The 20582-nt window shown below is 70.6% G+C and carries 24 protein-coding genes and 1 riboswitch; of the genes, 7 read left to right on the top strand and 17 right to left on the bottom strand.

Going from position 1 to position 20582, the window contains the following annotated elements; genetic code table 11:
• Entirely contained in the window at positions 1-210 is a 210-nt protein-coding gene (locus ACFVHI_RS03290) for a hypothetical protein (protein ID WP_380335284.1), read from the bottom strand.
• Between the two features lie 714 nt (positions 211-924).
• Here ACFVHI_RS03290 and ACFVHI_RS03285 point away from each other — a divergent pair.
• On the top strand, positions 925-3126 hold the full coding sequence (locus ACFVHI_RS03285) for a transglycosylase domain-containing protein (RefSeq protein ID WP_380335281.1): 2202 nt from the start codon (positions 925-927) through the stop codon (positions 3124-3126).
• Between the two features lie 58 nt (positions 3127-3184).
• Here the strand turns inward: ACFVHI_RS03285 and ACFVHI_RS03280 are convergent, their stop codons facing one another.
• The 6 genes from ACFVHI_RS03280 to ACFVHI_RS03255 all read right to left on the bottom strand — a co-directional run bounded on the left by ACFVHI_RS03280 (position 3185) and on the right by ACFVHI_RS03255 (position 5440).
• Positions 3185-3385 (bottom strand): DUF397 domain-containing protein, encoded by a 201-nt coding sequence (locus ACFVHI_RS03280; protein ID WP_380335278.1) that lies wholly within the window; start codon positions 3383-3385, stop codon positions 3185-3187.
• 99 nt (positions 3386-3484) lie between these two features.
• A complete protein-coding gene (locus ACFVHI_RS03275; RefSeq protein WP_380335275.1) occupies positions 3485-3685 on the bottom strand; it encodes a DUF397 domain-containing protein in 201 nt (66 codons plus the stop codon).
• 99 nt (positions 3686-3784) lie between these two features.
• Complete coding sequence (locus ACFVHI_RS03270; RefSeq protein WP_380335272.1) at positions 3785-3985, bottom strand: DUF397 domain-containing protein; 201 nt, start codon at positions 3983-3985, stop codon at positions 3785-3787.
• A gap of 100 nt (positions 3986-4085) precedes the next feature.
• Positions 4086-4286, bottom strand: a complete 201-nt coding sequence (locus ACFVHI_RS03265; RefSeq protein ID WP_380335269.1) for a DUF397 domain-containing protein — start codon at positions 4284-4286, stop codon at positions 4086-4088.
• A gap of 97 nt (positions 4287-4383) precedes the next feature.
• Positions 4384-4584 carry a DUF397 domain-containing protein gene (locus ACFVHI_RS03260; RefSeq protein ID WP_380335266.1) on the bottom strand — a complete coding sequence of 67 codons (201 nt, stop codon included), beginning with the start codon at positions 4582-4584 and terminating at the stop codon, positions 4384-4386.
• Positions 4577-5440, bottom strand: a complete 864-nt coding sequence (locus ACFVHI_RS03255) for a helix-turn-helix domain-containing protein (RefSeq protein WP_380335263.1) — start codon at positions 5438-5440, stop codon at positions 4577-4579. Before ACFVHI_RS03255 ends, ACFVHI_RS03260 begins: the two co-directional genes overlap by 8 nt.
• A gap of 224 nt (positions 5441-5664) precedes the next feature.
• Here ACFVHI_RS03255 and ACFVHI_RS03250 point away from each other — a divergent pair, with 224 nt between their 5' ends.
• Both ACFVHI_RS03250 and ACFVHI_RS03245 read left to right on the top strand, forming a co-directional pair.
• Positions 5665-6027 carry an ATP-binding protein gene (locus ACFVHI_RS03250; protein WP_371517817.1) on the top strand — a complete coding sequence of 121 codons (363 nt, stop codon included), beginning with the start codon at positions 5665-5667 and terminating at the stop codon, positions 6025-6027.
• A complete protein-coding gene (locus tag ACFVHI_RS03245) occupies positions 6024-6278 on the top strand; it encodes a hypothetical protein (protein WP_063348409.1) in 255 nt (84 codons plus the stop codon). The genes ACFVHI_RS03250 and ACFVHI_RS03245 overlap by 4 nt, the downstream gene beginning before the upstream one ends.
• A gap of 133 nt (positions 6279-6411) precedes the next feature.
• On the opposite strand, the gene ACFVHI_RS03240 is transcribed toward ACFVHI_RS03245, so the two are convergent.
• The 5 genes from ACFVHI_RS03240 to hisC form a co-directional block, all read right to left on the bottom strand.
• On the bottom strand, positions 6412-7074 hold the full coding sequence (locus ACFVHI_RS03240; RefSeq protein WP_380335259.1) for a hypothetical protein: 663 nt from the start codon (positions 7072-7074) through the stop codon (positions 6412-6414).
• 7 nt (positions 7075-7081) lie between these two features.
• Positions 7082-8293, bottom strand: a complete 1212-nt coding sequence (locus ACFVHI_RS03235; protein ID WP_380335256.1) for an ABC transporter permease — start codon at positions 8291-8293, stop codon at positions 7082-7084.
• Entirely contained in the window at positions 8290-9093 is an 804-nt protein-coding gene (locus tag ACFVHI_RS03230) for an ABC transporter ATP-binding protein (RefSeq protein WP_380335253.1), read from the bottom strand. Before ACFVHI_RS03230 ends, ACFVHI_RS03235 begins: the two co-directional genes overlap by 4 nt.
• A gap of 2 nt (positions 9094-9095) precedes the next feature.
• Complete coding sequence (locus ACFVHI_RS03225) at positions 9096-10502, bottom strand: efflux RND transporter periplasmic adaptor subunit (protein ID WP_380335250.1); 1407 nt, start codon at positions 10500-10502, stop codon at positions 9096-9098.
• A gap of 313 nt (positions 10503-10815) precedes the next feature.
• Positions 10816-11892, bottom strand: a complete 1077-nt coding sequence (gene hisC, locus ACFVHI_RS03220; RefSeq protein ID WP_063348414.1) for a histidinol-phosphate transaminase — start codon at positions 11890-11892, stop codon at positions 10816-10818.
• A 383-nt stretch (positions 11893-12275) separates the two neighbouring features.
• Here hisC and ACFVHI_RS03215 point away from each other — a divergent pair, with 383 nt between their 5' ends.
• From ACFVHI_RS03215 to ACFVHI_RS03205, 3 genes are all read left to right on the top strand, one after another.
• The gene (locus ACFVHI_RS03215; RefSeq protein ID WP_063348415.1) at positions 12276-13433 is read left to right on the top strand and encodes a LacI family DNA-binding transcriptional regulator; all 1158 of its coding nucleotides are present in this window, start codon (positions 12276-12278) and stop codon (positions 13431-13433) included.
• Positions 13434-13547: 114 nt separating this feature from the next.
• Complete coding sequence (locus ACFVHI_RS03210) at positions 13548-14795, top strand: metallophosphoesterase (RefSeq protein ID WP_159398468.1); 1248 nt, start codon at positions 13548-13550, stop codon at positions 14793-14795.
• 240 nt (positions 14796-15035) lie between these two features.
• Complete coding sequence (locus ACFVHI_RS03205) at positions 15036-15869, top strand: hypothetical protein (protein WP_079135721.1); 834 nt, start codon at positions 15036-15038, stop codon at positions 15867-15869.
• Here ACFVHI_RS03205 and ACFVHI_RS03200 read toward each other — a convergent pair.
• On the bottom strand, positions 15827-16318 hold the full coding sequence (locus ACFVHI_RS03200; protein WP_063348417.1) for a hypothetical protein: 492 nt from the start codon (positions 16316-16318) through the stop codon (positions 15827-15829). The two genes, ACFVHI_RS03205 and ACFVHI_RS03200, sit on opposite strands and share 43 nt — an antisense overlap.
• A gap of 212 nt (positions 16319-16530) precedes the next feature.
• Positions 16531-16980 carry a DUF5994 family protein gene (locus ACFVHI_RS03195; protein ID WP_063348418.1) on the bottom strand — a complete coding sequence of 150 codons (450 nt, stop codon included), beginning with the start codon at positions 16978-16980 and terminating at the stop codon, positions 16531-16533.
• A 256-nt stretch (positions 16981-17236) separates the two neighbouring features.
• On the opposite strand from ACFVHI_RS03195, the gene ACFVHI_RS03190 reads away from it, so the two are divergent.
• Positions 17237-17668: a CBS domain-containing protein gene (locus ACFVHI_RS03190; protein WP_380335244.1), complete on the top strand. Its 432-nt coding sequence runs from the start codon at positions 17237-17239 to the stop codon at positions 17666-17668.
• A 45-nt stretch (positions 17669-17713) separates the two neighbouring features.
• Here the strand turns inward: ACFVHI_RS03190 and ACFVHI_RS03185 are convergent, their stop codons facing one another.
• The 3 genes from ACFVHI_RS03185 to thiC form a co-directional block, all read right to left on the bottom strand.
• Positions 17714-18121, bottom strand: coding sequence for a type II toxin-antitoxin system VapC family toxin (locus ACFVHI_RS03185; protein WP_380335242.1), 408 nt, complete (start codon positions 18119-18121; stop codon positions 17714-17716).
• Positions 18118-18348, bottom strand: a complete 231-nt coding sequence (locus ACFVHI_RS03180) for an antitoxin (protein WP_380335241.1) — start codon at positions 18346-18348, stop codon at positions 18118-18120. The genes ACFVHI_RS03185 and ACFVHI_RS03180 overlap by 4 nt, the downstream gene beginning before the upstream one ends.
• A 109-nt stretch (positions 18349-18457) precedes the next feature.
• Positions 18458-20329, bottom strand: a complete 1872-nt coding sequence (thiC, locus tag ACFVHI_RS03175; protein WP_363368154.1) for a phosphomethylpyrimidine synthase ThiC — start codon at positions 20327-20329, stop codon at positions 18458-18460.
• Positions 20325-20459: riboswitch (TPP riboswitch) on the bottom strand. It overlaps the preceding gene by 5 nt.
• Positions 20460-20582: the final 123 nt, after the last annotated feature.

Below are 20582 nucleotides of genomic sequence, written 5' to 3'. Positions count from 1 at the left end.
TCAGAGCTTCCACTGGATCGAAGATCCGTCCGGCCCCGTGTAGCCCACGAACTGCCCCTCAAGCCCCGTCTCGACGGTGAACCACTCCCGCCGGGGCCGGTTGCGGTCGAGCCAGGTTCGGTACGCGGTCTCGATGGCCTGCCACAGGTCCCGGGGGCCGCTGACGGCGACGGTCGACGAGCCCTCGGGGTGGTCCTGCACCTGGGCCACGCCACCAACTCCGGCATTTGTCAGATGAATCCGAGGCATGACTCGTACGCTGGGCCGCCGCCTGACCCGTGGCGGGCGAGCACCAACATATATAGGGCAGTGAGGCGCGCTAGAAGACGATTTCCTGTTCCCTCAAGAACTCGTCCCTGATGCTTTCGATCAGGCTGCGCATCTCGTCACCGAACAAGGCCGCGCCCACGAACCCGTCGAACTTTCGGACATAGACCTCAACGTCGCGAGGGTCAGTCACGACCAACTCGGCACGAGGGGGAGGCGGCTTCGGTGCAGGAAGTCGGCTCGGCCGACTTCCTGCGCTGAGGGGACTCGGACAGTGCCGTGGCGCGCCGTCAGCGGCTGGGTGTGGGAGGGGGTGGGGCGCGTCGGGGCGCTGCTGGCGGGTCTGGATGGGGGCGGGTCGCGCGAGTCGGCGTCGAGGCTCCCGGGCGTAGGCAACCTTTTGGGCCGCTCGCGGCATCTAAGTGGTGTCGGGGCTGCGAGAGGGGGAGGGCGCGGTAGGCGGGCAGGCATGGTCCGTGGTCGTGCCACCGAGGGGGAGCTGAATTGGTTGCGGGTGGCCTAAATTTCTTATTGCGCTTATTTGGTGCGTATGCGACTTGATGTATTGGAGTCGAATTCCGGTATCTGTTGCACAGCCGTGACAGCCGCGCACGAAAAATCGTTCGACCAGCGAGGTGTGCGGGCTAGCATTCCTGGATGGAATCGAATCTCCCTCCGATATGGAATTCCTCCGACAGCGCGGCTCTCCCCCCGCCCCGCAAGGCGCCGCTTCGGCTGGCCCGCTTCGGTGCGATCTTCCTAGCGGCGAGCGTGGTGTCCGGTGTGCTGCTGGCGGGCCTCGCCCTGCCCGCCGCCGGCGGTTTCGGGCTGACTGCCAAGGGCACGGCGGAGGGCTTCGAAGACATCCCCAGCGACTTCAAGACTCCGCCGCTCACCCAGGCGACGCAGATCTTCGACGCCAAGGGCGGCCTGATCGCCAAGGTGTACGAGCGCGACCGTACCGTCCTCGCCCCTGAGCAGATGTCGCCGTTCATGCGGCAGGCCCAGGTGGACATCGAGGACGCCCGCTTCTACGAGCACGGCGCCGTCGACCTCAAGGGCGTGCTCCGGGCGATCGGCAAGAACGCCGAGAGCGGCACCGCCTCGCAGGGCGCCTCGACGCTGACCCAGCAGTACGTGAAGAACGTCAACGTCGAGAAGGCGGGCGAGGATCAGGCCGCGGTGCTGGAGGCGCAGCGCAAGACCCTGGGTCGCAAGATCCAGGAGCTCAAGGTCGCGATCAAGCTGGAGGAGGACCTGTCGAAGGACCAGATCCTCACCAACTACCTCAACATCACGTACTACGGGAACGGCGCCTACGGCGTGGAGGCCGCCTCCCAGCGCTACTTCAGCAAGAGCAACAAGGACCTGACCATCGCCGAGGCCGCCATGCTGGCCGGGCTGGTGCAGAACCCGTCCCAGTACGACCCGAAGCTGCACCCGGTGGCCGCGCAGAAGCGCCGGGACACGGTCATCGACAAGATGCTGGAGAACAAGCACATCACCGCGGACCAGGCCAAGGAGGCCAAGGCCGCCCCGCTGGGTCTCAACTTCAAGGATCCGCAGAACGGTTGCATCACCGCCACCGCCCAGGGCGGCATGGGCTTCTTCTGCGACTACGTCCGGCACGTGGTCAAGCAGGACCCGGCGTTCGGCCAGAGCGCCGCCGACCGCAAGAAGTTCTGGGACACCGGCGGCCTGAACATCTACACCACGCTGGACCCGGACAAGCAGGCCGCCGCCCAGAACGCGGTGACCGCCAACGTGAAGGTCACGGACAGCGTCTCGGCCGCCGCCACCATGGTCGAACCCGGCACCGGCAAGATCCTCGCCATGGCCCAGACCCGCCCGTACGGCCTGGACGCCAACAAGAACCAGACCGTCGTCAACCTCAACGTCGACGCGGCGATGGGTGGCGGCAACGGCTTCCAGCCCGGCTCCACGTTCAAGCCGGTCGTCGCGGCCGCGGCCCTGGAGGCGGGCCTGCCGGCGACCCAGGAGTACTCGGCCCCGAACTCGATGGAATACCCCACGATGAAGACGTGCGAGGGCACCTGGAAGAACCAGGGACGGCCCAAGGCGGTGGTGCCCAACGAGTCCGCCAGCGAGAAGGGCCCCTACCAGCTGAAGCAGGCGATGGCCCTCTCGGTCAACACCTACTTCGTGCAGATGGAGCAGGAGATCGGCCTCTGCGCGGTCAAGCAGATGGCCAACAAGCTGGGCGTCACCAGCAAGGCCAGCGGCAAGCCGCTGGAGGAGGTCCCCGCGATGGCCCTGGGAGTGGAGGAGATGAGCCCGCTGACCATGGCCAACATCTACGCGACCTTCGCCGCCCAGGGCAAGCACTGCGCCCCGATCGCCATCAACAAGATCACCACCGTGGACGGCAAGGACGTCCCCGTCCCGGCCGGCCAGTGCGAGAAGGCGTTCTCCGATGACACGGCGCGGGCGATGAACACCGTCCTGAACGGCGTGACCGAGAACAAGGGCACCGGCGCGGCGCTCAACCTCGACGACAACCGCCAGATCGCCGGCAAGACCGGCACCTCGGACCGCAAGCGGGCCGCCTGGTTCAACGGCTACACCCCGCAGCTCGCCACCGCCGTCTGGCTCGGCGGCCCCAACGGCGGCGTCGAAATGCGCAACCTCACCATCAACGGGAAGTACCGCACCGAGGTGTTCGGCGCGGACGGCCCCGGCCCGATCTGGCGCGACGCCATGAACCAGGCCCTGCACGGCACGCCCAAGCAGTCCCTGCCGATGGCCGACATCCCCGACCCGGCCCCCAAGACCGACCCGAACAACACCGGCACCGGCACGGGCGCCCCGGCCACCAACCAGCCCGACCAGCAGCACTGACAGCGGTCACACCGGCGGCCCCTTGCGAGAGCAGCAAGGGGCCGCCGGATCGTTTCGCTCAGACGTCGGCGGTCAAGTGGTCGAACTCCCCGGCCTTCGCGCCCTGGAGGAACGCGGCGAACTTGAGGGCGGTGGTGCGGACAATGACCTCGCCCTCGTCGGACTCCCGGAGTTCGACGAGCCCGGCGACCGCACGGACCTCAACGCAATCGGCGTTCGAACCTGAGTAACTGGACTTCTGCCAAACGAAGTTAGTCATGCCTGCTGCCATCTCTCTTCTCGTTCGATCGGACGAGGTCCCAAGGACCCCTCACCGACGGCCCCTCGCGAGCAGCAAGTGGCCGCCGAAACGGTCTGCTCAGGCGTCGGCGGTGAAGTGGTCAAACTCCCCAGCCTTCGCCCCCTGGAGGAACGAAGCGAACTTGCAGACGGTCGTACGGACGACGACCTCACCCTCGTCGGACTCACGAAGTTCAATCACCCCGGCGACAACACGAACCTCAACGCACTCAGAGTTCGCAGCCGAGTAACTGGACTTCTGCCAGCTGAAGTTAGTCATTCTTGCTCCCGCCTCTCTTCTCGTTCGATCGGACGAGGTCCCAAGGACCCCTCACCGACGGCCCCTCGCGAGCAGCAAGTGGCCGCCGGATCGTTTCACTCAGGCGTCGGCGGTGAAGTGGTCAAACTCCCCAGCCTTCGCCCCCTGAAGGAACGAAGCGAACTTGAGGGCGGTCGTGCGGACGACGACCTCGCCCTCATCGGACTCCCGGAGTTCGATCAGCCCGTCGATGGCCCGCACTTCAACACAGTTGCTGTTCGCTTCGCTGGATCTGGACTTCTGCCAGCTGGAGTCAGTCATGCCTGCCGCCATCTCCCTTTCTCGTTCGATCGGACGAGGTCCCAAGGATCCTTCGACGGCGGCCCCTCGCGACGAGCAAGGGGCCGCCGAAACGATTCGCTCAGGCATCGGCGGCGAAGTGGTCAAACTCCCCAGCCTTTGCCCCCTGAAGGAACACGGCGAACTTGCGGGCAGTCGTGCGGACGACGACCTCGCCCTCATCGGACTCACGAAGCTCGATCACCCCGGCGACAACACGAACCTCAACACATGCGTTGCTTGATCCGGAGTAACTGGACTTTTGCCAGGCGGAGTTAGTCACGACCGTTGCCGCTCCCTTCTTATTCGATCGAACGAGGCCTCATGGCTTCTCGCCGGCGGCCCCTTGCAACGAGCAAGGGGCCGCCGAAACGATTCGCTCAGGCGTCGCCGATGAAGTGGTCAAGCTCGCCAGCCTTCGCCCCCTGGAGGAACGCAGCGAACTTGTGGGCGGCGGTGCGGACGATGACCTCGCCTTCGTCGGACTCCCGGAGCTCGATCAGTCCGTCGGCGGCCCGTACCTCAACACAGTTGTCACTTGAGGCTGAGTAGCTGGACTTCTGCCACACAGAGCTAGACATGCTTACCTGCCATTTCTTCCTTGATTGACCGCATGAAGTCTCGTGACTCCTCTTCGGAGAGTGCGGTGGAATCCATGCTGGCAAGGAGGGCCCGGAACCTTGCGAGGTGGGCCGGGCTGTCGAAGAGCCGGCCGCCGTGACCAGTATCCATCTGTGCGGCGTCCAGCTCGGTGATCGGCCCTTCGGCATAGGTGAAGTTCTCGCACGCACTCGGGACAGCGCCAGCGGCGAACGGCACGACTCGAACCGAGATGCTGGGCTGCTCCGAGTCCGCAATGAGAGCGTCGATCTGCTCGACGTTGACCCTCGGATCACTGAACTGCATACGCAGAGCTGCCTCGTGGATGAAGGCGGAGTACGGCTTCGCCCCGGAGCGGATGATGCGCTGTCGCTGCATGCGGAAGGCCGTCTTGAGATCGACCTCGTGGCGCAGCGGCGGTGGATAGGCCTGTGCGAACAACGCGGCGGTATAGGACCCGGTCTGGAGCAGTCCGGGGACGAAGGTGGTCCCGTAGACCGAGAGCCTACGAGCATGCCCCTCAAGCTCAGCGATGTCGAGGAAGTCCGTTGCCAGTGCCTCTCGGTACTCCTCCCACCATCCAGCCCTTCCTCGCTCGGTGATGACGTCGGCGAGCGCGTCGATCAGAGGCTGGTTGGCGCACATGCACGTTGTGGCGATCGTGTGCAGCCGCTCCACGCTGATGCCGATCTTCCCCGACTCCATCTGCGTCACCTGCGCCGGGTTCATGCCGACCTCGCGGCCGAGCTGGCTGCCGCCGAGGCCGGCCTGCTCTCGCATTCTTCGCAGTTCTGCTCCCAGCCTGCGCTGACGAAGTGTGGGGTTCGTACGAGCCATGGCTTCCTTCCGGGGCAAGAGTGGTCCCAGTCTGCCGCGCTGGCCAGACATGGGTCCATCCGGGGCAGTGGCCACGATCGAGGGAATATCTGGATTCCATGGAAAATTTTCCATGGCCGTGAGTTATGGTCACTCTCGGGTCGATCCGACGGATCGTCAGCAATGGCTGTTCCGAAGGCAACCCTTCCCTCTCTCCCCACACCAGCAGCCTCGCGGAGGTTCCCGTGTGCACCCTCAACACCCCCTCGCTCGCGCTCGCCCGGCAGTCCCTGCGGGACGCCCTGACCCGCTCCGGGTGGGACGCCGAGACCATCTTCTTCGCTGAACTCGCCCTGGCCGAACTGGTCGTCAACGCGTGGCGGCACGGTAAGACCGCCTCCCCCGTCGTCCTCCTCTCCCTCCTCGACGGCACCCTCCGGGTCTCCGTCTCGGACGAGAGCGACGTCTTCCCCGAACGACGCCAGCTCCCCGCCCTGGCCACGACCGGACGGGGGCTCCAGCTCATCGAGGGGCTCACGCACCGCTGGGGCGTGGACTCCCAGGAGCGCGGCAAAACGGTCTGGTACGAGCTGGACTTCGCCGCGTGAGCGCCGCCCGCGAACCCGTCGCACCGGACGACCCCCGGATGCGCGACTACACCCAGCCCCAGATCGTCGCCCTACTCGGCGAGGTGCACCAGCGCGGACGCTCCTACGGTCTCCTCTGGGGCTCCGCCTTCCCCCACGAGACCACCCTCGACGGCCGTATCCTCGTCGACTTCGGCAACGCGCCCGTGAGCACTCTGCTCAACCTCCTCCACCTCCTCCGCGACGTGGAACGGGACGAGGCGTGGGGGTGATGAACTTCTTCGTCGGAGCCGTTCCCCTCAGAATTCCGCGCCCCGACGACCGCAACAACCGGCGCTGAACACACGCGAAGGCCCTCGCCCCAGGGATTGGGCGAGGGCCTCGCGGCGTCCGGGAGCTACGGGGTCAGCCCCCGGACGGGTTCTTGGGAGCACCTCCACCGCCGAAGCCACCGCCGAAACCGCCCGCGCCGCCCGCCCCGGCCGCCGCGCCTTCGACGAGCTGGCTGGCCGCGTAGCCGCCGTTGGCGTCGGGGGTGCCGATGACGGTCACGCTCTGGCCGGGCTGGAGGTCGGCGACCTTGCCCTCCTTGTTGAGCTGGACCTTCGTCGCGTCGCCGGTGGTGACCTTGACGGTGTTGCCGTTGGCGTCGGTCAGGTAGACGGTGTTGCCGTCGACGGCCTTGACCGTGCCCCTGGTGAGCCCGGCCTGCCCGCCCTGGCCCTGGCCAGCGCCCTGACCGGCACCCTGCCCACCCCGGCGAGACCCGCTCTGCCCGTACCCCCCGCCACCACCACCCGCCCCGGCCGCCCGCTGCTGCCCGGCGGCGGAAGCCGTCGCGTGCGAGGCACCGCTGTTCGTCCCGTGGTTCTGCTGGTACCAGACCCCGCCCGCGAAGGCCCCGCTGGCGATGACGCCCCCCGCCAGCACCAGGCTGAGCCAGGGCAGCTTGCGGCGCGGCGGGGCGGCGAGCTCGGCGGTGACGTCGCGGGCGTCTGGCGGGGTGGCGAGCAGGGCGACCTGCTCGGCCGGCGTGCTGCTGCTGACCGTGGCGATCTCGTTGCTCATGGGAGTCCTACTCGTGCCGGAGGGCGTCGATCGGCCGCAGCGAGGCGGCCCGGTTGGCGGGGTAGCTGCCGAAGAACAGCCCGATGGCGACGGCGATGCCGAACGCGCCGATCACGGATTCGGGGATCACCACCGGTTTGATGCCGACGATGCTGAAGTGCGAGCCGGCGATCCCGGCGGCCACCCCGAGCCCGGCGCCGAGCACCGAGAGCAGGGTCGATTCGGTGAGGAACTGCCCGAGGATCACCGCGCGTGGGGCGCCGAGCGCCTTGCGGATGCCGATCTCCCTGGTCCGCTCGGTGACCGTCACCAGCATGATGTTGGTGATCCCGATCCCGCCGACGAGCAGCGAGATCGCCGCCACCGCGCCGAGCAGCACGGTGAAGGTCTTGGTGGTGCTCTCCCTCGCCGTGAGCAGCGAGGACTGGCTGGTGATCCGGAAGTCGGCCTTGGTCGGGTCGGCGATGGCGTGGGTGCCGAGCAGCACCCGGGTGATCTCGGCCTGGGCCGCGGTCGTGCTGTCGGCCGAACTGGCCTGCACCAGGATCTGGTTGACCGATCCGAAGCCGGTAAAGGCGTTCTGCACGGTCGGCAGCGGGGCGATCACCACGTCGTCCGGGTCGGTGAAGCCGCTGCCGCCCTTGGCCTGGAGTACGCCGACCACGGTGAACGGCGTGCCGCCGAGGACGATCTTCTTGCCGACCGGGTCCGCGGTGTCGAACAGCTGCTTGGCCGTCGTGGCGCCGAGCACCGCGACCTTGCGCGAGCCGAGCACGTCGTCGTCGGTGAAGTACTCGCCGTACGCGACCTTCTGGTTGGCGGTCTCGAAGTACGCCGGGTAGGTGCCGACGATCGAGCCGGGGCTGTACGAGATGTCCCCGTACAGCGCCGTCCCGCTGGTGGTGACCACGGGGGCGACCGACTTGATCGCGGTCGAGTCGGTGTCGGCGGCCAGCGCCTTGGCGTCGGCGACCGTCAGCTTCTTCACCGAGGAGGTGGCACGGGAGCCGCCGCTGGCCGAACCGGAGCTGACCGTGAGCGAGTTGGTGCCGAGCGAGGTGATCGACTCCTTCACCGCGACCGACGAGCCGTTGCCGACGGCCAGCAGCAGGATCACCGAGGCGACGCCGATCAGCACCCCGAGCATGGTGAGCGCCGAGCGCACCTTGTTGGCGGCCAGGCCGCCGACCGCGAAGCGGAGCATCTGCCAGAGGATCACGCCGGCACTCCCAGCTCGCGCAGCAGCGGCGGCGGCCCGTCCACCGGGGCCTGCCGGACGTCGCTGACGATCCGGCCGTCGACCAGCCGGAGCACCCGCTTGGCGTGCCGCGCGACTTCGTCCTCGTGGGTGATCAGGACGACGGTGCGGCCGGTGGCGTTGAGCGCGTCGACGAGGTCGAGGACCTCCTCTGTGGAGCGGCTGTCCAGGTTGCCGGTGGGCTCGTCGGCGAGCAGCATCGCCGGTGCGGTGACCAGTGCCCGGGCGACCGCGACGCGCTGCTGCTGGCCGCCGGAGAGCTGGTTGGGCCGGTGCCCGGCGCGCTCGGCGAGGCCGACCAGGGAGAGCGCGGCCAGGGCCCGGCGGCGCCGTTCCGGGGCCCGGACGCCCGCGTAGGCGAGCGGCAGCTCGACCTGGGCGAGCGCGGTGGTGCGCGGGATCAGGTTGAAGGACTGGAAGACGAAGCCGATCTTGCGGTTGCGGACCAGTGCGAGCTGCCCCTCGTCGAGGTGGCCGACGTCGATGCCGTCCAGCAGGTAGCGGCCGGCGGTCGGGACGTCCAGGCAGCCGAGGATGTTCATCATGGTGGACTTGCCGGAGCCGGAGCTGCCCATCACCGCGACGTAGTCGCCCTGGTGGATGTTCAGGCTGACGCCGAGCGGGCCGCCGGTGTCCGGGTCCTCCGGGCCGTGCAGCGCGTGCACGACGGCGTCGCCGTGCCCGTACGCCTTGGTGATCCGGCGCAGCTGGATGACGGGCGGGGGCGCCGCCGGGACGCGCTTGTCGATGACGTGACGCATGCTCAGCCCTTACCGCCCCGGCCGGCCCCGCCGCCGACGGCACCGCCGCCCCCGCCGCCGACGCCCGCCAGGCCTGCGCCGCCGCCCTGACCGCCGCGGCCCTGACCGCCGCCGACCCCCGGGAAGGAGGCGTTCGGGAAGCCGTTGCCGCCGCTGGTGGTGGGGAGTTCGACCTTGTCACCCTCCTTCAGCCCGGAGACCACCTGCACCGTGCTGTCGCCCTCGACGCCGACCCCGACGCTGACCCGCTCGCTGGAGCCGTCCGGGTGCACCACGGTCGCGGTGCGGCTGGTGCCGGTGCCGGAGAGGGCGGAGGTGGGCAGTGACAGCGCGCTGTCCGCCTCGCCGGTGATCACCTGGACGGTGGCGCTGAGGCCGGTGCGCAGCGCGCTGGTGTCGCCGCTGAGTTGGAGCGTGGCGGCGTACTGGACGGCGGTCGAGCCGGCGCTGCCGCCGCCGCTGCTGGGCAGCGAACTGACGGACAGGACACTGGCGTTGAGCTTGGTGTCGGACTGCGCGTTCAGGGTGACGGTGGCCGCCTCGCCCTTCTTGAGCTTGAGCGAGTCCAGTTCGGAGAAGTTGGCGGTGACCTGCATCCCGGTCGGGTTGGTCAGCACGATGAAGCCGCTCGGCGCGCCGCCCGAAGCGGTGCTGCCGGTGGACGACTTGCCGGTCGACCCGGCCGACCCGGCGGAACCGGAGGAGCCGGACGAGCCACCGGAGCTCGCGCCCACGGTGTCGCCGACCTTCGCCGAGACGGACGCGACCGTCCCGTCCACCGAGGCGGTCAGGGTGGTGCCGGTCAGCGCCGCCTGGGCGTTGGCGAGGGTGGTCTGCGCGGTGGCGACCTGCTGCTGGGCCTGGGCGACGGCCGCGTCGTCGACCTTGGTGGTGGTGATGGTGGTGGTCTGCGGAGCGGGCGTGCTGTTCGCGCCCGCTCCGCGTTCCCCACCACCACCGCCGTTGCCGCCGGCGCCGGAGGTCGCACCCGGCAGCGGCTGGGTGGTCGTGGTGGTGACACCGGCCTGCGCCTTGGTGAGGTTGGCGTTGGCCGTGGTGAGGGACGCCTGGGCGGCGTCCACCTGCTGCTGGGCGGCCGTGGTGTCGACGGTGGCGAGCAGCTGGCCCTTCTTGACGGCGTCCCCGACCGCGACCTTGACCGAGGTGAGCCGGCCGCCGGTGGCGAAGTCCTGGGCCGCGTCGGTCGGTGAGACCAGGGTGCCGGTTCCGGACACGGTGGCCAGGACCGTTCCCTTGGCCACGGTCGCCGTGCGGATCTGGGTCTTGCCGGCGGCGGCACTGGTGCCGCTGTTCACTGTGGCGTACACCAGGGCGGCACCGCCCAGGAGCGCCACGCCGAGCGCGGAGTTGACGAGGACGACGCCTCGCCGTCGCGGGAGCACCTTCATGCCGGACAGCTTTCCTGGGCGCTCTTGCGGAGCCCTGGGCGCGGGCTGGGAGAAGACTGACCGGGCGGATCCGGGCATTCCGGTCACACCGCCCGGTTCGTGCGGGCGCCTTGGCCGTGCCGTGGGCCGTCGTTGGCCGAACTCCCAGCGGGCTCCCAGTGAGTTCCGGTGATCTCCAGCCATCCGGCAGCGCGGCGTCGCGGCCGGCCCGTAGCGCCGGAAACGCCGCAGGGGCGCACCGCGAACCGGTGCACCCCTGCGACGGAACCTACGAAGGAACCTGCGAAATCTACGGAACCCGCGAAACAGCCGGTCAGAGCGTCTTGCGGAACGCCTCCGCCACCGAGAGGAAGATCGAGTTGCCCTCGGTCTCGCCGATCGAGATCCGGACGCCCTCCGGGAACGGCCTGACGATCACCCCGGCCTCGGCGCACGCGACGGCGAACTCCTGCGAGCGCTCGCCGAGGCCCAGCCAGACGAAGTTGGCCTGCGAGTCCGGGATCTCCCAGCCCTGGGCGCGCAGCGCGGCCACCACCCGGGTGCGCTCCTCGACCAGCGCGTCCACCCGCTCCAGCAGCGCCTGCTCGGCGCGCACCGAGGCGACGGCGGCGTTCTGGGCGAGCTGGCTGACGCCGAACGGGACGGCGGTCTTGCGCAGCGCGTTGGCCACCGGCTCGTGCGCGATCGCGAAGCCGACCCGCATGCCCGCGAGGCCGTACGCCTTGGAGAAGGTGCGCAGCACGCAGACGTTGGGGCGGTCCCGGTAGAGGTCGATGCCGTTGGGCACCTCGGGGTCGCGGATGAACTCGATGTACGCCTCGTCGACGACTACCAGGACGTCGGACGGGACGGCGTCCAGGAAGCGCTCCAGCTCGGCGCGGTGGATCACGTTGCCGGTGGGGTTGTTGGGGTTGCAGACGAACACCAGCCGGGTCTTCGGGGTGATCGCGGCGAGCATCGCGTCCAGGTCGTGGTCGCCGGCCTCGGTGATCGGCACCGGGACGGGGGTCGCGCCGGCGACCTGGGTGATGATCGGGTACGCCTCGAAGGAGCGCCAGGCGAAGACCACCTCGTCGCCGGGGCCCGCGGTGGCGAGGATCAGCGACTGGGCGACGCCGACCGAGCCGGTGCCGGTGGCGATGTGCTCGACGGGCACGCCGAAGCGCTCGGCCAGCACCTCGCTGAGCTCGCCGACGGCCATGTCGGGGTAGCGGTTGAGCGAGCCGGCCGCCGCGACCGCCGCCTCCAGCACGCCGGGCAGCGGGTCGTACGGGTTCTCGTTGGAGGACAGCTTGTACGCGTCGGCGCCGGCCGGCTTGCCGGGCTTGTAGGTGGGGATGCCGTCCAGGGTCGGCCGCAGCCGCGGGCCCTGCGCTGACGTACTCGTCACGGTCCTACTCCTTCTCGATGCTGTCCGCGCGCGTTCGGCACGCGTTCGGCGCGTGTTCGGCGCGTGTTCTCCGGTGCGGTCGCCCCCGCCACCTGTGGGATCGCCACCGTGCCCGGGATCTCGGAACGCGTCCGGGGCACCCCGGTCGGGTGCCTTGAACGATACCGACCGCGCTCACCCGTAGGGGTGAGATGCCCGGTCGGGTGACAGGCGCAGATCAGCCATTCTGCCGGGTTCCTTTGGCACATGTCAGAGGTAAGACGGCTGGTTTCGTGCGGGTATCGAAGGAGCGCACCCCGGCTCACTCTTGGAGAAACGTATCTCCAAGGGCTCCCGATGCGCCGGTCACAGACCCTTGTCAGGAGCCATACGATCGGTCCGCCATGACAGCAGCAGCCAACCAGAGCGGTCGGCGTCCCACCACCTCACGGCGTCTGGAGCGGGCCGGCATCCGGGATGTGGCAGCAGCCGCCGGAGTGTCGATCACCACCGTCTCCGACGCGCTGAACGGAAAGGGCCGCCTGCCCGACGAGACCCGCAGCCGGGTGCGCGAGGTCGCCGAACGCCTCGGCTACCGGCCCTCCGCGGCCGCCCGCACCCTGCGCACCGGACGGTCCGGCCTGATCGGGCTGACCGTCACGACCTACGGCGAAGAACCGTTCACCTTCACGGAGTTCGCGTACTTCGCCGAGATGGCCCGGGCCGCCACCAGCGCCGCCCTCGGCCGCGGCTACGCGCTGGTGGTGCTGCCCGCCTCCTCCCGCCACGACGTCTGGGGCAACATCGCCCTGGACGGCACCGTGGTGATCGACCCGCCCGACCAGGACCCCCTGGTCAGCGAGCTGTACCGGTCCGGCGTCCCGGTCGTCAGCGACGGCAAGCCCGGCAACTGCCCGGTCACCGCCTGGGTCGACAACGACCACGAGGCCGCCGTGCTCGGCATCCTCGACCACCTCTCCGAGGCCGGCGCCCGCCGCATCGGCCTGCTCACCGGCACCAGCACCGACACCTACACCCGGCTCTCCACCGAGGCCTACCTCGGCTGGTGCGCCAAGGTCGGCCAGGAGCCGGTCTACGAGGCCTACCCCGCGCACGACCCGGCCGCCGGCGCCGTCGCCGCCGACCGGCTGCTCGCCCGCCCCGACCGGCCCGACGCCGTCTACGGCCTGTTCGACCCCAACGGCACCGACCTGCTCGCCGCCGCCCGCCGCTACGGCCTGCGGGTCCCCGACGACCTGCTGCTGGTCTGCTGCAGCGAGAGCGACGTCTACGCCACCACCGAACCGCCGATCACCACGCTCTCCCTCAAGCCCCGCCGGATCGGCACCACCGTGGTCAACCTGCTCATCGACGCCATCGAGGGCGTCGACTCCGGGACGGGCGTCGACATCGCCCGGCTCTTCCCGCCGCGCTTCCGCACCGCCGGCACCGGCCCGCCACCGGGCACCCTGATGCCGACCGAGCTGATCGTCCGCGCGTCCTCCCTGCGCCGGAGCCCGCGCACCACCGTCAGCCCTCCCCGGCCCCCGGGCGAGGTCTAGACCATACCGAGCCGGGACAAAACGGACCTTGCGGGACGGCCCGGCTGACGCTCCGGAGGATTGGATACCCACCAGGTGACGACGCCGGGAGAGTGGTCTTCCTATGATGGGCGAATGACACCCGAGGACCGCTTCCCCGGGCCTGAACACCCCGACTCAGGCCCCCGCCACCAGCCGGACCTCGACGTGCTGCCGTACGGCACCTACTACGAACCGGAGCCCGCCACCGGCTACCCCGGCACGCCGTACGAAGCGGAGACCTACAGCGGCTACGGCGGAGCCCGCTACCTGGAGCAGCACTGGCCCGCCGACGGGCAGGACCACACCGTGCACGCCCCGGAGAACGCCCCGGTCTTCCACCAGGACCACCCCGGTTCCCACCAGGACCACCCCGGCTACGAGCCGACCCTGCCCGACCAGCAGTCCCCCGGCCACCAGGCCCCCGCCCACCAGGCCCCCGGCCGCGACGACCCGCCGACCATCGAACTCGGCCCGCCGCTGCCCGACCCCTCCGCGCCCAGCTACCCGTACCCCGCCCCCGGCCCCGGCGAGCCCCCCGGCCCGCTCTACGTCGTCGGCGACGTGCACGGCTACCTGGAGGAACTGCGCGCCGAGCTGCGCCACCAGGGCCTGATCGACGCCGAAGGCCACTGGTCCGCCGGCCGCTCCCGGATCTGGTTCCTCGGCGACTTCACCGACCGCGGCCCCGACGGCATCGGCGTCATCGACCTCGTGATGCAGCTCGCCGCCGAAGCCGCCGCCGCCGGCGGCTACTGCCGCGCCCTGATGGGCAATCACGAACTGCTCTTCCTCGGCGCCGCCCGGTACGGCGACGAACCCGTCCAGTCCACCGCCGGCACCGCCTCCTTCCTCGCCGCCTGGCGGCTCAACGGCGGCCAGCAGCACGACCTGGACCGCCTGGAGGGCCACCACATCAGCTGGCTCTCCCGGCTGCCCGCCATCGCGCTGGAGGACGGCCACCTGCTGCTGCACTCCGACACCACCGCGTACCTGGAGTACGGCGAGTCCATCCCCGACGTCAACGACGCCGTCCACAGCCTGCTCGCCGACGAGGGCGTCGACGAGTGGTGGGACTGCTTCCGCCGCTTCACCAAGCGCTTCGCCTTCCGCGGCGACGCCGGCCCGACCGCCGTCCACGAACTCCTCGACACCTACGGCGGCACCCGCATCGTGCACGGGCACAGCCCCATCCCGTACCTCACCGGCGCGGTGCACGCCGACGACGGCCAGCCGCCGCACATCCCCGGCCCCTACGTCTACGCCGACGACCTCGCGGTGGCCATGGACGGCGGCGTCACCATGGAAGGGCGCCTGCTCGTCGCCCGACTCCCCGTCAACTGAGGCCCGCAGGCCAGGGTCGGTCGAACGGGCGTTCCCGGCGCCCGGGCCGCCGCACGCGCGCGGGCCGGGGCGCGAAATTCCGGAAACCGACTGTCAGCACGGCCGCGCCCGCCCCTACCATGAGGCACACCACACCCGGCCGCCCGTCCGGCGGCCCGCCTCCGCGCCCGTTTCGGCGCCCCTGAGGGTCCCGCGGCCCCTGGGGCGGAGCGAACCGGGGTGCGCATGAACGGGGTCCCCATGTCCAACCCCCCGCCGCTGCTCGCCGAGGACCGCCCGGAATACGAGCGCCTCCTCGCCGAAGCCCTGCGCGACCGCACCGTCCTCACCGCCCTGCGCGCCCCCGGCGCGCTCACCACCGACCAGCTGCGCATCCGCGCCCTGCGCGACGCCGACGCCATCGCCGCCGCGGCCGCCACCGAGTACACGCACTACACCCGGCTGCGCGAGACCCTGCGCACCACACCCCCGCCGCCCCCGGGCGCCGAACCCATCGCCCCCGGACTGCTCACCCAACTGCGCTCCGCCAACGGCGGCGCCGGGCTCTTCCCCGTCCTCACCGTGCTCACCCCGGTCCTCGCCTGGACCGCCGCCCTCGTCCTGCTGCTCATCGGCTACCTGCTGCGCGCCGCCAACCCCGACCTCACCCTCGCCCGCAGCCTCGTCACCGCCGGCTGGGTCGCCCTCGCCGCCGGAGTCGCCGCGATGGCCATCGGCATCATCGGACTCGTCCTCACCGCCATACGCGACGGCGGCGCCGCCGCCCCGGCCGGCACCGACCCCGAACTCGCCGCCGAACTCGCCGACGCCCGCCGCGAATGGCGCACCGCGCTGCGCGACCGCGGCCTGCTCCCCTACCTGCACACCCACCTGCCCGCCGTCCCCGCCGGCGCCCCCGACTTCACCAGCCCGGGGTACACCTCACCCGACTTCTCCAGCCCGGGCCCCGTCCCCACCGCCGACTACACCTCGCCCGACTTCACCAGCCCCGGCACCGTCCCCACCCCGGCCCCCGACTTCACCGCCCCCGGCTACACCAGCCCCGCCTTCACCAGCCCCGACGACGTCACCTGAACACCGGACACCGGCGGCCGCCCGCCCAGCAGCCGCTCGCCCAGCGCCCGCTGGCCGCGCGCGAGCCACCCCACCGGCCAGCGCAGCAGCACGTACAGGCAGAGCCCCCAGCCGGCCGCGTGCACCGCCCACACCCCGGCCATGGTCGGGCCGCCCCAGGCCTGGTGGTAGTCCGTGTCCAGGTACCAGACCGGGTACCCGAAGTTCCGCACCGAGTTGAAGAGCGAGTACCCCACCAGCAGGAACGCCGCCGCGTCCAACGGCAACCCGAGCGCCGCCCGCCCCAGCACCCGGCCACCGGTCCAGCCCCGGCCCCCGGACACCCACGCCTGCCACCGCGCGGCCCGACCGGGCCGGCCGGCGAGCACCAGCGCCGCCCCCACCACCCCGGCCGGCAACGCCAGGAAGGCCCGGGCGGCGGTGCTGGTCTGACGGCGGATCGCGGACATCTTCGGGCTCCTCACCCTCGTTCGGCTGTTGGCCTCACCCTCCCGTGACACCGACCGGGCGGTCGTCACACCACGGGGCCGGATCAACCGTCATACCCCGGTACGACGTCCGGTGGTGTGCCGCTGCTCCCCCGCACGGGGGAGCCGGTTCCCCCCGGGTGCAGACCGTCGTCTTCCGGCTCGGCTCACCGGGTTCCGGTGGGCAACAGCCGTCAGGAGGTCAGCAGTTCGGCCGCCGGGGTGTGGTTGCCGGTCGCGGACGCCCCCGCCATCGCCGTGGAGGCCTTCTCCGGGTCGGTACGGGGCGGCACCACCAGGAGGAGGAAGTGATCCTGGAATCCCCGGGTGACGCTGATGGTCGCGTGGCTGCTGGTGAGCCAGTTGACCCTGATCAGGAGGCCGTTCACCACGACGGACCGGGGCACGCCGTCCCAGGCCGAGGTGTCGAGGCCCACCCGGATGATGCGCCCCAGGTGGGCGCCGAGCGCGGTGACCAAGTCCGGCAGTTCGGCCAGCACCCGGTTCGAACGCGGCCACCAGGCGCCGTCGAAGACCCCGCCCCGCGACATCGTCGGCTCCAGCACCAGACGTGGCAGCAACGGGACGCCGGGCACGGACCACGGCCCGGGGGTGGCGGGAACAGGGAGGGGGATCGGCAGCATCAGAAGCCGCCCGTCCGGTCCGCAGGGACCTGTCATGACCTAGGGCGACACCAGCGCCGGTACCGGTATACGGAATGTCCTCGGTTGTCTCCCAACGGTACTCCGCGGCACCCTCCGACGGGCCTCCCGTCACGGGAGTACGCTCGAAGACATCCAGGGCATTCCGCATCCCGGTACCCGTTCCGGCTTCGTTCTGGGTGAAGGGTCGTCCGAGCCGTTCCGGCCGGGCACCCGGGGACGGGAAGCGGTGACCACCGTGACCACTCACGCCCCGCAGGCGGCACGCACCGGGCACGGCCTCACGGTCGCCGACGCGATGGAGCCCTGCGAGTACCAGATAGCCGACGACAGCACCGTCGACCAGGCCAACGACATCCTGCGCGGCGCCCACGTCGAGTACCTGCTCGTCCGCGACCACGACGGCCGGTGCGAGGGGCTGGTCACCCGCACCGGGCTCCACACCTTCCTGGAGCACCCCCGGACCACCGAGCGGACCTCGATCGGCGCCACCGTGCACCAGCGCGGCCCGTTCGCCTGGCCGGCCCTGGGCCTGGCCCTGGCCGCGATCACGATGCGGATCAAACGCATGGCGGTCTGGCCCGTCGTCGACGACGACGGCTACATCCTCGGCATCCTCACCGCCGACCGCGCCACCGGCCTCCTCGAACCCGCCCCCGCCCTCGCCTGACCCGCACCGCACCGACGAAGGCACCGCTGAGGCGCGCTGCTCCGGCTAGGGGCCGATCGAGGCGAAGACCTCGATGTCGCACTTCGCCGCGCCGCTGCGCCTGATCCTCGCGTCACTGGTGATCAGCGGTACGCCGAGGGCTTCCGCCAGGGCGACGTACTGGGCGTCGTAGGCGCTGAGGTTGGCATGCAGCTTCTTCACCCTGTCCCAGAACGCCAGCGTCTCCCGCTTGGCGATGGGAAGCATCCGGTAGGCGGCGACCGCTCGTTCCACTTCCCGCTCGGTCAGCTTGCCGCCCCGCTGCATGCCGAGAAGGGCCGACTGGATCTCGTAGTCCAGGAGGGTGGGGGCGTAGACGTCCCCCGCCGCGGCCACCCGGCCCCGGACGAGTTCCCCGTCCGGGCCGTGCGCCGTGAGGACCAGGACCAAGGCGGAACAGTCGATGACGATCAACGCCCGGCTCGCCCCTCGTCGATGGCCGCGACGACGTCGGCGGCACTGACGCGGGCGGTGGTCTCGCGGTCCAGCCGCGCCATCATCTCCGCCATCGTGGGCCTGGACGTCTCCCTGGCAATCAGGTCCTGCATGAACGCCTGCAGCGACTTGCCGGCCTGGGCGGCGCGGACCTTCAGAGTCTGGATCTGGTCGTCCGGGACGTCCCGGATGGTGAGCGCTGTCATGTCTGCATTCTAGCGCCGATGCCTGCACAATGCAGATATCCAAGCCCGGGCTGTTCGACCGCCGAGCCCTCCCCCGCATCCGGGGGAGGGCTCGCCGTGCGCGGCAGCCTCAGTCGGCGAGGGGGAGGTAGACGCGGTTGCCCTGGGCGGCGAACTCGGCGGACTTCTCCGCCATGCCCGCCAGGGCCTCGGCGTCAAACTCGGTCTCCACGGCGCTGGAACCGTCACCGTGCTCGGCGCGGATCTTCTGACTGATCTTCATCGAGCAGAACTTCGGGCCGCACATGGAGCAGAAGTGGGCCGTCTTGGCGGGTTCGGCGGGGAGGGTCTCGTCGTGGAAGGCGCGGGCGGTCTCCGGGTCGAGGGCCAGGTTGAACTGGTCCTCCCAGCGGAACTCGAAGCGGGCGTCGGAGAGGGCGTCGTCCCAGTCCTGGGCGCCGGGGTGGCCCTTGGCGAGGTCGGCGGCGTGAGCGGCGATCTTGTAGGTGATCACGCCGGTCTTGACGTCGTCGCGGTTGGGCAGGCCCAGGTGCTCCTTGGGCGTGACGTAGCAGAGCATCGCGGTGCCCCACCAGGCGATCATCGCGGCGCCGATGCCCGAGGTGATGTGGTCGTAGCCGGGGGCGACGTCGGTGGTGAGCGGGCCGAGGGTGTAGAACGGCGCCTCGTCGCAGATCTCCTTCTGGAGATCCATGTTCTCCTTGATCTTGTGCATCGGGACGTGGCCCGGGCCTTCGATCATCACCTGGACGTCGCGCTCGCGGGCGATCCGGCCGAGTTCGCCGAGGGTCTGCAGTTCGGCGAACTGCGCCTCGTCGTTGGCGTCCGCGATGGAGCCGGGGCGCAGGCCGTCGCCGAGCGAGAAGGTGACGTCGTAGCGCGCGAGGATGTCGCAGAGCTCCTCGAAGTTGCTGTAGAGGAAGTTCTCCTGGTGGTGCGCCAGGCACCAGGCGGCCATGATCGAGCCGCCGCGCGAGACGATGCCGGTCTTGCGGCGGGCGGTCAGCGGGACGTACCGGAGCAGGACGCCGGCGTGGACGGTCATGTAGTCGACGCCCTGCTCGCACTGCTCGATGACGGTGTCCCGGTACACCTCCCAGCTCAGGTCCTCGGCCTTGCCGTCGACCTTCTCCAGGGCCTGGTAGAGCGGCACGGTGCCGATCGGCACGGGGGAGTTGCGCAGGATCCACTCGCGGGTGGTGTGGATGTTGCGGCCGGTGGAGAGGTCCATGACGGTGTCGGCGCCCCAGCGGGTGGCCCAGGTCATCTTCTCCACCTCCTCCTCGATCGAGGAGGTGACGGCGGAGTTGCCGATGTTGGCGTTGATCTTCACCAGGAAGTTGGTGCCGATGATCGCCGGCTCCACCTCGGGGTGGTTCACGTTGACCGGGATGACGGCCCGGCCGCGGGCCACCTCGGCCCGCACGTACTCGGGGGCGAGGCCCTCGCGCAGCGCCACGAACTCCATCTCGGGGGTGACCACGCCCCGCTTGGCGTAGGCGAGTTGGGTGACGGCGGCACCGCCGCGGCCGCGCAGGGGGCGGCGCGGGCGGCCCGGGAAGACGGCGTCCAGGTTGCGCAGGTTCCCGCCGCGCGGCGAGGTGTGCTTGATCCCGTCGTCCTCGGGGCGGGCCTCGCGGCCGTCGTACTCCTCGACGTCGCCGCGCAGGCGGATCCAGGCGTCGCGCAGGGCGGGCAGGCCGCGCCGCACGTCGGGTTCGTAGGCCTGGTCGGTGTACGGGCCGGAGGTGTCGTACAGCGGGACGGTCCTGCCGTTGGTGAGCTGCACCTCGCGGTACGGGACCCGCAGGTCGGGCCGGGACCCTTCGCGGTAGGCCTTGCGCCAGGCCGGGGTGGGGTAGCCGGTGCCGGCGCTGGTGACGGAGGCGGTGGCGGCCTCGCCGGTCTCGCTGCCGCCGGCCTCGGTGCCGCTGTTCCCGGTGCTGCGGGCAGGCTGCGGCTGTGCTTCGAACGTGGTCATCTGACCTCAAACTCCCTACGCCGGCATTACCCGGTCAGGTTCCTGCGGTCGACGCAGCCGTCGGTCCGTCCGTCGACGTTCCGGTCAGCGCCCTCTCAGCCCGGTGCTCCGAGCTCCCGCGTCGGCAGGCGGTGTTGCCTGCACATGACGCCCAACACCGTAGCGAGCCGATCGCCGCAGGTCCAGCACGCCTCCGGCCGGCCGGACGCCGCGCCGGGAACGCCGAAGGCCCGGCCCCCCGTCCAGGGGGGCC

This window comes from Kitasatospora sp. NPDC127121, from assembly GCF_042677305.1.
Taxonomy (GTDB): domain Bacteria; phylum Actinomycetota; class Actinomycetes; order Streptomycetales; family Streptomycetaceae; genus Kitasatospora.
The sequence above is the reverse complement of the archived record's forward strand: the minus strand, read 5'-3'. Positions and strand labels throughout refer to the sequence as shown.